General features: G+C 61.6%; 9 protein-coding genes. 7 read left to right on the forward strand and 2 right to left on the reverse strand.

Features of this window, described 5'->3' with window-relative positions:
• The first annotated feature begins 151 nt into the window (after positions 1 to 151).
• From AD662_RS15910 to AD662_RS15940, 7 genes are all read left to right on the forward strand, one after another.
• Positions 152 to 916: a substrate-binding periplasmic protein gene (locus AD662_RS15910; RefSeq protein ID WP_053188871.1), complete on the forward strand. Its 765-nt coding sequence runs from the start codon at positions 152 to 154 to the stop codon at positions 914 to 916.
• 358 nt (positions 917 to 1,274) lie between these two features.
• Entirely contained in the window at positions 1,275 to 2,528 is a 1,254-nt protein-coding gene (gene mexE / locus AD662_RS15915; protein ID WP_018601483.1) for a multidrug efflux RND transporter periplasmic adaptor subunit MexE, read from the forward strand.
• Between the two features lie 15 nt (positions 2,529 to 2,543).
• Positions 2,544 to 5,723: an efflux RND transporter permease subunit gene (locus tag AD662_RS15920; RefSeq protein ID WP_018601485.1), complete on the forward strand. Its 3,180-nt coding sequence runs from the start codon at positions 2,544 to 2,546 to the stop codon at positions 5,721 to 5,723.
• A complete protein-coding gene (locus AD662_RS15925) occupies positions 5,720 to 7,144 on the forward strand; it encodes an efflux transporter outer membrane subunit (RefSeq protein WP_053180093.1) in 1,425 nt (474 codons plus the stop codon). The genes AD662_RS15920 and AD662_RS15925 overlap by 4 nt, the downstream gene beginning before the upstream one ends.
• 358 nt (positions 7,145 to 7,502) lie before the next feature.
• Complete coding sequence (locus tag AD662_RS15930; RefSeq protein WP_053188737.1) at positions 7,503 to 8,561, forward strand: tetratricopeptide repeat protein; 1,059 nt, start codon at positions 7,503 to 7,505, stop codon at positions 8,559 to 8,561.
• A gap of 246 nt (positions 8,562 to 8,807) precedes the next feature.
• Complete coding sequence (locus AD662_RS15935; RefSeq protein ID WP_033062393.1) at positions 8,808 to 10,310, forward strand: ATPase domain-containing protein; 1,503 nt, start codon at positions 8,808 to 8,810, stop codon at positions 10,308 to 10,310.
• Positions 10,307 to 11,980, forward strand: a complete 1,674-nt coding sequence (locus tag AD662_RS15940) for a response regulator (protein ID WP_018601495.1) — start codon at positions 10,307 to 10,309, stop codon at positions 11,978 to 11,980. Before AD662_RS15935 ends, AD662_RS15940 begins: the two co-directional genes overlap by 4 nt.
• 185 nt (positions 11,981 to 12,165) lie before the next feature.
• On the opposite strand, the gene AD662_RS15945 is transcribed toward AD662_RS15940, so the two are convergent.
• A complete protein-coding gene (locus AD662_RS15945) occupies positions 12,166 to 12,543 on the reverse strand; it encodes a response regulator (protein ID WP_014338183.1) in 378 nt (125 codons plus the stop codon).
• Positions 12,536 to 13,816 carry a hybrid sensor histidine kinase/response regulator gene (locus tag AD662_RS15950; protein ID WP_018601497.1) on the reverse strand — a complete coding sequence of 427 codons (1,281 nt, stop codon included), beginning with the start codon at positions 13,814 to 13,816 and terminating at the stop codon, positions 12,536 to 12,538. Before AD662_RS15950 ends, AD662_RS15945 begins: the two co-directional genes overlap by 8 nt.
• Position 13,817 lies beyond the last annotated feature (1 nt).

Consider the following 13,817-nt stretch of genomic DNA (forward strand, 5'->3'; position numbering starts at 1 on the left):
GCCAATGCAACAGACTGACGTGTCCAAATAAACGACTGTGGCGAACCCGCGTGGGATGCGCCGCATCACATAAAATCGGCCTGCATCACGCTGTTCCCGGCGCCGCCTCGTAGAATGACGCCCCCACTTTCCCATGCCTGAAGTATCGATCATGAGCCCGAGTAAACGCGTCTTGAATGCACCCACCAGAGCGCTATCCAGGCTTTGTCTGTTGTTACCGCTGTTGGTTGTCAGCAACGCACGCGGTGAACCCTTGGAGATAGAACTGCATATCCTCGACGCGCCGCCGCTGACGTTCGTCAACGACCCGAGGGGCCACGGCATCGTTGGCGATGTCGCCGTGGCGGCCATGACCAAGGCCGGGTACGCCGTGAAAGTCCATCTACTCCCCTGGGCCAGGGCACAGAAACACGTCAGTGAAGAACATGACCACTTGATCGCACCACTGTCGCGCATCCCCACCCGCGAGGATCGCTTCACCTGGATCGCCTCGATCATGCCCATGGAGCGCGCTTTTTTCAGCCTTGAGCGGCGCGTGAGCAGCTTCGCCCAAGCGAAAGAAACCTACCGCAAGATCGGCGTCGGCCTGGGCAGCGCCCAAGCAGATATCCTGCACACCGAAGGGTTCAGCGATGAGCAGATCTATCCGCTGGCCATCGGCGACAACCCCGCCCAGATGCTGTTGATGGGGCGTATCGATGCCTGGTTCAACGGCGTGCCGGAGAGTCTGTACATCTGGCCGAAGGTGTCCAAGCGCAAACTGCTCATGAGTAAGGTCGGCAGCAGCGCTGACCTTTACCTGGCCTGCTCGAAGCAATGCTCGCCAAAAATGGTCGAGGATTTGCGCAAAGCGGTTGAAGCGCTTCGCGCGGATGGGACCATCAAGCGGGTCCATGACATCTACTTGCCGCAGTAGACTGCAATCATCAATACATTTGATAGCAAGCGCTCTTACTCTCGTTCGACCGTAGGAGCTGTGTAGGAGCTGTCGAGTGCAACGAGGCTGCGATCTTTCCCCTGCCCATTGAGTCCAGAGCGAAAGATCAAGGTCAAAAGATCGCAGGCTTCGCCAGCTCCTACAGAACCCCGCGGGAGCAAGCTCCCTCGCCACGGCTTCCCTTGCTTGTCCAAAGTGCCCCGCACTGCCGGACTAGAGGCCTTATCGATGGCTTATATCATTCTGAATGATAGTTACCTTTGCTTCATTCGATTCGTTCCTCTGCCTTGCGCCACGCATCATCCGCCCATTCTCAATACATTGGCGGATGCTATCCATGGAACATTCACTTTCAAAACTGCGTTTTCCCCTCGCGCTGCTGGCGGTGCTGGTGATGAGCGCTTGCGGCAAGACTCCCGACACGGCAGCGTCCATGCCGCCGGCCAAAGTCAGTGTGGCCAAGGTATTGGAGCAACCTGTCAACGAATGGGATGAGTTCACCGGGCGCCTTGAAGCGCCGGAAACCGTCGAGATCCGCCCACGGGTTTCCGGGCAGATCGACGAAGTGGCCTTCACCGAAGGTGCGCTGGTCAAGAAAGGCGACCTGTTGTTCCAGATCGACCCACGCCCCTTCCAGGCTGAAGTACGTCGTCTCGAAGCCCAACTGGCCCAAGCCCGCGCCACCGCCACCCGCAGCGAAAACGAAGCCCAGCGTGGCGAACGCCTGCGCTTGAGCAATGCCATTTCCGCCGAGCTGGCCGACTCGCGCACCAGCGCCGCCCAGGAAGCCCGCGCCGCCGCTGCGGCCATCCAGGCACAATTGGACCTGGCCAAGCTGAACCTGAGCTTCACCCGGGTGACCTCGCCCATCAGCGGTCGCGTCAGCCGGGCGGCCATCACCGCCGGCAACCTGGTGACCGCCGACGTCACGCCGCTCACCAGCGTGGTCTCCACGGACAAGGTCTACGCCTACTTCGATGCCGACGAACGTGTCTTCCTCAAGTACACCCAACTTGCCCGCCAGGGCCAGCGCGGCCAGGCCACACCGGTCTACATGGGCCTGTCCAACGAAGACGGCAACCCGCACCAGGGCCAGATGAACTTCGTCGACAACCAGGTCAACCCGCAGACCGGCACCATCCGCGGTCGTGCCGTGTTCGACAACAAGGACGGCGCCTACACCCCTGGCCTGTATGCCCGCCTGAAACTGGTGGGCAGCGGCACCTACTCCGCCGTGCTGATCAACGACGAAGCCGTGGGCACCGACCTGGGCAAGAAATTCGTGCTGGTGATGGATGCCGAGAACAAGCCGGCCTACCGCGCCGTCGAGCTGGGGCCGAAGATCGAAGGCCTGCGCATCGTGCGCAGCGGCCTGAACAAAGACGACACCATTATCGTCAAGGGGCTGCAACGGGCTCGTCCGGGCGCACCGGTCACGCCTGAAACCGTGCCGATGGCCAGCGACGAAACCATTGCCGCCCTGGCACAACAACGTAAAGCGCTCGAAGCCAGCAACCTGCCCCAAGTCGCGCCGTCCAAGGCCGCGTCAGGATCGGCAGGCAAACTGGCCGCTGCGACCCCACGCGGTTAAGGGACTGAATCCAAGATGAAATTTTCCCAGTTCTTCATTTCGCGGCCGATCTTCGCAGCAGTGCTTTCGCTGCTGATCCTGATCGCCGGCGCCATCTCGCTGTTCCAATTGCCGATCAGCGAATACCCGGAAGTCGTGCCGCCGACCGTGGTCGTGCGCGCCAACTTCCCGGGCGCCAACCCCAAGGTCATCGGCGAAACCGTGGCCGCGCCCCTGGAGCAAGCCATCACCGGCGTCGAGAACATGCTGTACATGTCCTCGCAATCCACCGCTGACGGCAAGATCACCCTGACCATCACCTTCGCCCTGGGCACCGACCTGGACAATGCCCAGGTGCAGGTGCAGAACCGCGTCACCCGGACCGAGCCCAAGCTGCCGGAAGAAGTGACCCGGATCGGCATCACGGTGGACAAGGCATCGCCCGACCTGACCATGGTCGTGCACTTGACCTCGCCGGACAAACGCTACGACATGCTCTACCTGTCCAACTACGCCCTGCTCAACATCAAGGATGAGCTGGCGCGCCTGGGCGGCGTGGGTGATGTGCAGCTGTTCGGCATGGGCGACTACTCCCTGCGGGTCTGGCTGGATCCGAACAAGACCGCTTCGCGCAACCTGACCGCCACCGACGTGGTCACGGCGATCCGTGAACAGAACCGCCAGGTGGCTGCCGGTGCCCTGGGTGCGCCGCCAGCACCCAATGCCCAGGCTTTCCAGCTCTCGATCAACACCCAGGGTCGCCTGGTGAATGAGGAAGAGTTCGAGAACATCATCATTCGTTCCGGCGCCAACGGCGAGATCACTCGCCTGAAGGACATCGCCCGGGTCGAACTGGGTTCCAGCCAATACGCCCTGCGTTCGCTGCTGGACAACCAGCCGGCGGTGGCGATCCCGATCTTCCAGCGTCCAGGCTCCAACGCCATCCAGATCTCCAACGACGTCCGCGAGAAGATGGATGAGTTGAAGAAGGGCTTCCCGGCCGGGATGGACTACAGCATCGTCTATGACCCGACGATCTTCGTCCGGGGCTCCATCGAGGCAGTGGTGCATACCCTGTTCGAAGCACTGATTCTCGTGGTGCTGGTGGTGATCCTGTTCCTGCAGACCTGGCGCGCCTCGATCATTCCATTGGTGGCCGTACCGGTTTCGCTGATCGGTACGTTCGCGGTGATGCACCTGTTTGGCTTCTCGTTGAACGCCCTTTCGCTATTCGGCCTGGTATTGGCGATCGGTATCGTGGTGGACGACGCGATCGTGGTGGTGGAGAACGTCGAGCGAAACATCGAACTGGGGCTCACCCCCGTGGAGGCGACCAAGCGCGCCATGGGCGAAGTGACCGGCCCGATCATCGCCACCGCCCTGGTGCTGTGCGCGGTCTTCGTTCCGGCGGCGTTCATCAGTGGCTTGACCGGGCAGTTCTATAAGCAGTTCGCCCTGACCATTGCCATCTCCACGGTGATTTCGGCAGTCAACTCCCTGACCCTGTCACCGGCCCTGGCTGCCGTTTTGCTCAAGGGCCATGATGCGCCCAAGGACCGTTTTTCCAAGTTCCTGGACAAGGTTTTCGGCGGCTGGCTGTTCCGTCCGTTCAACCGCTTCTTCGAACGTGCCAGCCACGGTTACGTGGGCACCGTCGCCCGAGTGATTCGTAGCAGCGGCATCGCCCTGGTGCTCTATGCGGGCCTGATGGTGCTGACCTTCTTCGGCTTCTCCAACACCCCGACCGGTTTCGTGCCCGGCCAGGACAAACAATACCTGGTGGCCTTCGCCCAACTGCCGGACGCCGCGAGCCTGGATCGCACCGAAGACGTGATCAAGCGCATGTCCGATCTGGCCCTCAAGCAACCGGGCGTTGAAAGCGCCGTGGCCTTCCCGGGCCTGTCGATCAACGGTTTCACCAACAGCCCGAACGCCGGCATCGTGTTCGTGACCCTCAAGCCCTTCGACGAGCGCAAGGACCCGAGCATGTCGGCCGGCGCCATCGCCGGCGCCTTGAACGGCCAGTACGCCGGGATCCAGGAAGCCTACATGGCGATCTTCCCGCCGCCGCCGGTACAGGGCCTGGGCACGATCGGTGGTTTCCGCCTGCAAATAGAAGACCGGGGCAACCTGGGCTACGACGAGCTGTACAAAGAAACCATGAACATCATTACCAAGAGCCAGAACGTGCCGGAACTGGCCGGGTTGTTCACCAGCTACACCGTGAACGTGCCCCAGGTCGATGCCGCCATCGACCGTGAAAAAGCCAAGACCCACGGCGTGGCCGTCAGCGACATCTTCGACACCCTGCAGATCTACCTGGGTTCGCTGTATGCCAACGACTTCAACCGCTTCGGCCGCACCTACCAGGTCAACGTCCAGGCTGAGCAGCAGTTCCGTCTCGAGTCGGACCAGATCGGCCAGCTCAAGGTGCGCAACAACCGTGGCGAGATGATCCCGCTGGCGACCTTCATCAAGGTCAGCGACACCTCGGGGCCAGACCGCGTGATGCATTACAACGGTTTCATCACAGCTGAAATCAACGGTGCCGCCGCCCCGGGCTACAGCTCCGGCCAGGCTGAAAAGGCCATCGAGAAACTGCTCAAGGACGAATTGCCCAACGGCATGACCTACGAGTGGACCGACCTGACCTACCAGCAGATCCTCTCGGGCAACACCGCGCTGTTCGTGTTCCCGCTCTGCGTACTGCTGGCGTTCCTGGTGCTCGCGGCGCAGTACGAAAGCTGGAGCCTGCCATTGGCGGTGATCCTGATCGTACCGATGACCCTGTTGTCGGCGATTACCGGGGTGATTCTCTCCGGTGGCGACAACAACATCTTTACCCAGATCGGCTTGATCGTACTGGTGGGACTTGCCTGCAAGAACGCGATTCTGATCGTCGAGTTCGCCAAGGATAAACAGCTCGAAGGCATGAACCCGCTGGCGGCGGTCCTCGAAGCGTGCCGCCTGCGTCTGCGGCCGATCCTGATGACCTCCTTCGCCTTCATCATGGGCGTGGTGCCCCTGGTGTTCTCCAGCGGCGCAGGTGCGGAAATGCGCCACGCCATGGGTGTGGCGGTGTTCTCCGGGATGCTCGGCGTGACCTTCTTCGGCCTGCTGCTCACCCCTGTGTTCTATGTACTGATCCGCAACTTCGTCGAGCGCAGCGAGGCCCGCAAAGCGGCCCGGGCTTTGAAACTGGAGGCGCAACAATGAGTTTGAAAGCGTTCGTGCCGAGCTTGCTGGTGTTGGCCTTGAGTGCCTGTGCCGTGGGCCCGGACTACAAGGCCCCGCAAACGGAGGCGGCGAACATCACCACCGCCACCGATGGCGCCGCCGGCCAGAAGAACTTCGACCGAGCCCGTTTCGAAGGCATCTGGTGGCAGCAGTTCGACGACCCGACCCTTAACGCGTTGGTGACCCGCTCGCTGGAAGGCAACCGCGAGTTGCGCGTGGCTTTCGCCCGCTTGCGGGCCGCCCGGGCGATTCGCGATGACGCCAGCAATGACGCCATGCCGACCATTACCAGCCGCGCCAGCAGCGAACTGGGCAAAGGCCAGAACCCGATGGGGCAAACGGACGACCGGGTCAACTCCGAGCGTTACGACCTGGGCCTGGACATGGCCTGGGAGCTGGACTTGTTCGGGCGCATCCAGCGTAACCTGGAAGCCACCGATGCCGACCAGCAGGCAGTCGAAGCCGATCTCTACCAGTTGCAGGTGACGATGATCGCCGAACTGGTGGATGCCTACGGTCAATTGCGCGGCGCCCAACTGCGGGAAAAGATCGCCCTGGCGAACCTCAAGAACCAGCAGGATTCGCGCAAGATCACCGAAAGCCTGCGTGATGCCGGCGTCGGCGATCAGCTCGATGTGGTGCGTGCCGATGCCCGCCTGGCCGCGGTGGAAGCCAGTGTGCCGCAGCTGCAGGCCGAACAGGTGCGCCAACGCAATCGCATCGCCACGTTGCTGGGCGAGCGTCCGGACAAACTCAGTGTGGACCTGAGCCCGAAACAGTTGCCGGCCATCGCCAAGGCCCTGCCCATCGGCGATCCGGGTGAACTGCTGCAACGGCGCCCGGACATTCTCAGTGCCGAACGCCAGTTGGCCGCCGCCACGGCGCGCATCGGCGTGGCCAAGGCGGATCTGTTTCCACGGGTCAGCCTGAGCGGTTTCCTTGGCTTCACGGCTGGACGCGGTTCGCAGATCGGCTCCTCGGCGGCCAACGCCTGGGCGCTGGGCCCGAGCATTACCTGGGCGGCTTTCGACCTGGGCAGCGTGCGGGCTCGCTTGCGCGGTGCCGACGCCGAGGCGGACGGCGCCTTGGCGACCTACGAACAGCAAGTGCTGCTGGCCCTGGAAGAATCGGAAAACGCCTTCAGCGACTACGGCAAGCGCCAACAACGGCTGATCTCGCTGATCCGCCAGAGTGAATCGAGCCGCGCCGCCGCCGACCTGGCCGAGATTCGCTACCGCGAAGGCACCGAGGACTTCCTCGTGCTGCTCGACGCCCAGCGCGAACGCCTGGCCGCCGAAGACACCCAGGCCCAGGCCGAAGTGGACCTGTACCGCGGCATCGTCGCGATCTACAAGGCCCTGGGCGGCGGCTGGAAACCGGAGACCGTTGCCAGCAACTGATCCCCCTTCTCAACCGAGCTCCTTTGGTTGGCCGCAACCAGCCAAATTTTTGCCCCGCCTCTCATTTGGACGCGGGGCTTTTTTTCGGCTGGCGCTAACCTCCACCTCCTCCTGTAGGAGCACCCTGTGGGAGCAAAGCTTGCTGAGGACAACCCTGTGGGAGCAAAGCTTGCTCGCGATAGCGGTGTGTCAGTTACGTTGATGCTAAATGTGCCGCCCTCATCGCGGGCAAGCCTTGCTCCCACATTGACTCGGGCAAACTTACCCTGGGCGCATGAGATGCTTCACAGGGTTTGACTCAAGCCCTTACCTGACCGAAGCTTGCGACATTTCACGCTTCTGGTAATGGATTCCCTGCATGCTCTCGCCTCGCCGCCGCTATCTGCTCCTCAGCCTCTGTGTCCTGTTGTTGATCGGTCTTGTCGCGGTGTGGCTACGCAGCACCACGCCGCAAATCCCCGAAGCGATCAAGCGTGGCTACAGTGATGCCTTGGAAAACGCCCGTAATGGGCAGCCAGGGGCGGCACGGATGCTTTACCAGCAATTGGGGCGTCCGGACCTCTCGCCCAAGCGCCGCGTATGGCTGCACGCCGAACTGCCCAACTACCCCAGCCCTCAAGCCCTGAAACTGGCGGACGCGGACCTGCACAGCGAATCGCCGGACGTGCGTCGAGCCGCCATCGGCAGCATCGTCGGGCTGGTGCCGACCGGCCAGCGCAGCCTGTTGCTCGGCCCGCTCCTGGATGATGATGACCAGAACGTCCGATTCGCCGCCGTGAACGCGCTGCTGGGCTTGTCGCCGGATGACCTCGGCTTGTATTTCGGGGCGATGCAGTTAGCCATCGACACCTGGGAACAGGTGCTCGAGGACGGTCCGAAAACCGCTGAGACCCACTACCAGCTCGCCCGACTGCACCTGCACAACGCCGAACTGAAGAAAGCCCAACTGGCGCTTGAGCAGACTTTGCGCCTGCAACCGAACAACCTGCCGGCGCTGGTCATGCAGATCGAAGTGCTGGACAAACAAGGCCAGGGCGAAGCCGCACGACAATTGCTCGCCCGACAGTTGCAGACCCAGCCAGCGTCGGCTTATCTGCAACATGCGCTGGGCATGTGGCTGCTGCAACACGGTCAGAACGAGTATGCGCTGCTTGGCTTGGCAAAAGCCGTGGAACTGGAGCCCGAGAACCGCCATTACCGCTATGACCTGGCGACCACCCTGCATGCCGAGCAGGAAGTGGAAGCGGCGCAGAAACAGTTGCAGGAAATCGTCCAGCGCTACCCCGCCGACCGCAAGGCACGGGTGCTGCTGATCAACTATTGGCAGGAGACCGGCCAGTTGCAGAATGTTCAAGTCCTGCTGGCGCAACTTGAACAATTGAACCCTGACGACCCGGTGCTGCAACAAGGCCTGTAGGCGCTGCCGAAGGCTCGGGCCGCGTTCGGACGATCTTTTGATCTTAATCTTTCGCTTGCGACTCAATTGTCTGGGACAAGATCGCAGCCTCGCTTCGCTCGACAGCTCCTACAAAGTTGTGCCGCACACCGCGTTTTATCGATATAAGCGGAACCGCCATCACCGCCAAGGGTCAAGTGTTCAGGCAGTTGAATTCAGGCGTTACCCCGCCTGCTGCCCACTTCCCTAGTCATGAGAGGGCTATTTTTGTCTACATCTAACGAGTTGATCAGTGCAAAAGCCGCCACCGGCATCGAAGGACTGGACGACGTCCTTTCCGGTGGTTTGTCCCGCGGCCACGTGTTCCTGCTTGAGGGGGAACCGGGGACTGGTAAGACCACGGTCGCGCTGCATTTTCTGTTGGCCGGCGCCAAGGCTGGCGAGCGCTCGTTGTACATCACGCTATCGGAAACCGAGCGTGAACTGCGTCAGGGCGCAACCTCCCACGGGTGGACGCTGGACGACAATATTCATATTTTCGAGCTGACCCCACCCGAAAGCCTGCTCAATGCCGAGCACCAGCAGAGCTTGCTGTACTCCTCGGACCTGGAGCTGGGCGAGGCGACCCGGCAGATCTTCGAAGTGGTCGAACGGGTCAAGCCAACCCGGGTGGTGCTCGACAGCCTCTCGGAGATTCGCCTGCTGGCGCAAAGCTCCCTGCGCTATCGGCGCCAGATCCTCGCGATCAAGCACTACTTCGTGCGCTACGACGCCACGGTCCTGTTGCTCGACGACCTGACCACCGAGTCCCTGGACAAGACCGTGCACAGCGTCGCCCACGGGGTGATTCGCCTGGAAGAACTGACGCCCAACTATGGCGCCGAACGGCGGCGGATCCGAGTGGTCAAGTATCGCGGGCAGAAATACCGCGGCGGTTACCATGACTTCACCATCATGGGTGACGGCGTGCACGTCTTCCCACGCCTGGTGGCCGCCGAACACCGCGGCCAGTACCTGCGCCAACAACTCTCCAGCGGCATCGGCGAACTGGACTCGCTGCTGGGCGGCGGTATCGAGACTGGTTCCAGCACGTTGATCCTGGGCCCGGCGGGGACCGGCAAGTCGCTGATAGCACTGATTTTTGCCGCCGCCGCTGTGCGCCGCGGCGAGAAGGCCGCGCTGTTCATCTTCGATGAAGAACTGGGCTTGTTGTTCGAGCGCATGAAAAACATCGGCATCGATCTACAAGCCCTGCAAGAGACCGGCAACCTGCTGATCGAACAAGTGGACGCCGCCGAGCTGTCCCCTGGCGAGTTCTCCCACCGCGTGCGCCGTTGCGTCGATGAGGGCGACATCAAGACCGTGGTCATCGACAGCATCAACGGTTACCAGGCGGCCATGCCGGAAGAGAATGCCCTGGTGCTGCACATGCATGAACTGTTGCTCTATCTCAACCGCAAGGGCGCGGCGACCTTCATGACCGTAGCCCAGCACGGCCTGGTCGGCGACATGCAGGCGCCCGTGGACATTACTTACCTGGCTGACACGGTGATTCTTTTGCGTTATTTCGAAGCGCTGGGCAAGGTTCGTCGGGCGATTTCCATCATCAAGAAACGTACGGGCAGCCATGAGTCGACCATCCGCGAATACCGCATCAGCGGCTTGGGCATGACCATCGGCGAACCGCTCGAAGCGTTCCAAGGCGTCTTGCGAGGGGTTCCCACTTACATGGGCGAGAGCAACCCGTTGCTCGGGGATGAACACCGGTGACGCTGGCCGAGCCCCTGTCCGAACGGGCGCTGATCCTCGCGCCGCTGGGACGGGACAGCCAGATCGCCTTGATGATCCTCAATGAAGCCGGTTTCGCCGGCCTCATTTGCCGTCATCTGGGTCATTTGTGCGAAGAATTGGAAAAAGGTGCCGGCCTGCTGGTGATTTCCTCGGAAGCCCTGGTGGGGCCCGATCTGGAAGCGCTGTTCCTGCACATCGAGCAGCAGCCGGCCTGGTCTGACCTGCCCATTGTCTTGCTGACCCATCACGGCGGCCCGGAACAGAACCCGGCGGCGCGTATCGGTACACAACTGGGCAACGTGACCTTTCTCGAGCGCCCTTTCCACCCGGTGACCCTGATCAGCCTGGTGACCACCGCCCTGCGCGGCCGTCGAAGGCAGTACGAAGCCCGCGACCGCCTGATCGACCTCAGCAACAGCGAACTGCGCCTGCAAACCACCCTTGAAACCCTCGAACAGCAAGTGGAAGAACGCACCGCCCAGTTGCGCCATAACGAAGAAGCCCTGCGCCAGTCGCAGAAAATGGAAGCGGTCGGCCAGCTCACCGGCGGTATCGCCCACGACTTCAACAACATGCTCACAGGGATCATCGGCAGCCTCGAACTGCTGCGCCGACGTCTGGCCCGGGGCCGCACCGAAGACCTGGACAGCCTGATCGACCTGGGCGTGACCTCGGCCAACCGCGCCGCCGGCCTGACCCATCGCCTGCTGGCGTTTTCCCGTCGGCAATCACTGGACTCCAAGGCCGTCCAGATGAACACGCTGGTGCTGTCCATGGGCGAGTTGCTGCAACGCAGCCTCAACGAAAGTATCCGCCTGGACATGCGGCTGGACGAACAGCTCTGGGTCGCCGAAGCCGACCCCAACCAACTGGAAAGCGCCCTGCTCAACCTGGTCCTCAACGCCCGGGATGCCATGCCCAACGGCGGGAACCTGGTGGTACAGACCTGCAACCAGCACCTGGACGCCGATTTCACCGACGCCTACACCAACCTGGAACCCGGCGACTATGTGGTGCTGAGCGTGCAGGACAGCGGTTGCGGCATGCCCGAAGCGATCATCGGTCGCGCGTTCGATCCGTTCTTCACCACCAAGCCAATCGGCCAGGGCACCGGGTTGGGCCTGTCGATGATCTATGGGTTCAGCAAGCAATCGCGTGGCCATGTGACCATCGACAGCGAAGTCGACAAAGGCACCACCGTGAACCTTTACCTGCCGCGCTTTCGCGGTGAGGAAATACACGAACCTCAGGTCACCACCCCACACGCACCCTATGCGCAGGACGGTGAGACCGTGCTGATCGTCGAGGACGATCCAGCGGTGCGAGTGCTGGTGAGCGCGGTGTTGAGCGAGCTGGGCTATGCCTTTGTGGAAGCGGCCGACGCCAACAGCGCAATACCGATCCTCCAGTCAGGCCAACGCATCGACCTGCTGATCAGCGACGTGGGCCTGCCCGGCATGAATGGCCGGCAACTGGCGGAAATCGGCCGGCAGATCCGCCCGGACCTGCGGGTGCTGTTCATCACCGGTTATGCGGAACACGCAGCGGTACGCGGCGGCTTCCTGGACCCGGGGATGCAGATGATCACCAAGCCGTTCACGTTTGATTTGTTGACGGCCAAGGTGCGGGAGATGATCACGGTTCCTTGATTCAGTGAGAGGGCCCTTAACTCTGTGGGAAGATCCTTGATTCTGTGGGAAGATCCTCGATTCTGTGGGAGCAAAGCTTGCTCGCGATGAAGTCGCCTCGGTTTCAGAAAGACCGAGCAGCCCTCATCGCGGGCAAGCCTTGCTCCCACAAAAGCCTTGCCCAATCCAAACAATACTTTTGAAACCTACGACAACATCGACTGCATGATGCTCTGCAGCTCATCCAGGTCGAACGGCTTGTCCAGGATCGGCGCCTTGCGGGTAATGGGGCTATCGGTGTCGCGCACTTCCTGCGCGTAGCCGCTGATGAAAATGACCTTCAGCTCGGGGCGCAACTTGACCGCAGGCTCGGCGATCTGCACCCCGGAGATACCACCCGGCAGGCGGAAGTCGGTAATCATCATGTCCAGATGAGGCTTGCTCGCCAGGATCTCGAACGCCTGGGCACCGTTTTCGGCCTGCAGCACCCGGTATCCCTCGCCCGACAGGTAAGCCGACAGCACCATCAGGATCGACGGGTCATCCTCGACGATCAATACAACATCTTGCGCATCTTCACTCATGAGAAGCCTTTGTTCGATCAATAGCTGCTGATACGACCTTGGGGTCTCGCAGAGGTTGCGTCTGTTCGGCGGTTTTGTCCAAGACAGTTTTCTGCAAGGGCAGGCAAACACGAAACAAGGCCCCGTCATTGAGGCGACTGTTGACCGTGATCGTCCCGCCATGGGCCGCTACAATCTGCTCGGAAATGAACAGCCCCAGGCCCAGGCCAGCAGCGGCCGCCTTGGACGATACGCGCTCGAACTGCTGGAAGATACGTTTCTGGTTTTCCTCGCTGATACCGATGCCATGGTCCTGGACCTCGATGCAGGCGTGGTCGGGCGTCTTGTAGACGCGCACCTCGATCGGGCCCTTGCCGCCGTAGCGCAACGCATTGGTCAACAGGTTCGAGACCACCTGCTCGATACGAAACTCATCCCAAAGCCCCTCCACCGCCGGTTCAGCCATGCAGGTCAACGAGCACTCGGCGACGGCGATCTGCGGCTGGAAATTGCGCAGCAGGTTCTCCACCAATGCCGTCAGGTTGAAGCGGGTCGGACGGATCGACAGCTTGCCGGTGCGAATCCGCGACACATCCAGCATGTCCTCGATCAGCCGGATCAGGCTCTTGATCTGCCGCTCGTCGCGTTCGACCATCGCCCGCACTTTATCCAGGCTGAAGGCGGCGGCGTTGTCCCGGGCCAGGTGCATCTTGCGCAATTGTGTCTCGAGAATGAGACCATTGAGGGGCGTACGCACCTCGTGGGCGACGATGGACATGAAGTCGTCACGCATGCGCACCGCTTGCTCCAGCTCGCCGCGGGTGGTCTCCAGTTGCTGCAACAGCACCTCCTGCTCGCGGCGACTCTGCTCAAGGGCTACGACCTGCTCCTTCATGGCCTTTCGTTGACGGTACAACTCGACGAACACATTGACCTTGCTTTTGACCGCCTGGGTGTCCAGCGGCTTGTGCAGGAAGTCCACCGCACCGTTTTCATAACCGGTAAAGGCATAGTTGCGTTCACGACCGGCGGCACTGACGAAGATGATCGGAATGCTGCGGGTCTTCTCCGTGCCGCGCATCAGCTCGGCCAGTTGGAAACCATTCATCTCCGGCATCTGCACATCGATGATGGCCAAGGCAAAGTCGTGTTGCAGCAACAGCGACAGCGCTTCGTCCGCCGACGGTGCCTTGAAGACCTCGCGGTCGTGCCCCCTGATCAACGCTTCCAGGGCCAACAGATTCTCAGGCAGATCATCGACGATCAGCAGTTTGGCTTGAACATCTCTTGGCATG

The sequence above is a fragment of the Pseudomonas kilonensis genome, from assembly GCF_001269885.1.
Classification (GTDB): Bacteria; Pseudomonadota; Gammaproteobacteria; order Pseudomonadales; family Pseudomonadaceae; genus Aquipseudomonas; species Aquipseudomonas kilonensis.

Excerpts from the sequence above, each read along its gene's own strand:
- AD662_RS15950 (WP_018601497.1), bottom strand. The coding sequence starts at position 13,816 with ATGCCAAGAGATGTTCAAGCCAAACTGCTGATCGTCGATGATCTGCCT.
- AD662_RS15920 (WP_018601485.1), top strand. The coding sequence starts at position 2,544 with ATGAAATTTTCCCAGTTCTTCATTTCGCGGCCGATCTTCGCAGCAGTG.
- AD662_RS15930 (WP_053188737.1), top strand. The coding sequence starts at position 7,503 with ATGCTCTCGCCTCGCCGCCGCTATCTGCTCCTCAGCCTCTGTGTCCTG.
- mexE (WP_018601483.1), top strand. The coding sequence starts at position 1,275 with ATGGAACATTCACTTTCAAAACTGCGTTTTCCCCTCGCGCTGCTGGCG.
- AD662_RS15910 (WP_053188871.1), top strand. The coding sequence starts at position 152 with ATGAGCCCGAGTAAACGCGTCTTGAATGCACCCACCAGAGCGCTATCC.
- AD662_RS15945 (WP_014338183.1), bottom strand. The coding sequence starts at position 12,543 with ATGAGTGAAGATGCGCAAGATGTTGTATTGATCGTCGAGGATGACCCG.
- AD662_RS15925 (WP_053180093.1), top strand. The coding sequence starts at position 5,720 with ATGAGTTTGAAAGCGTTCGTGCCGAGCTTGCTGGTGTTGGCCTTGAGT.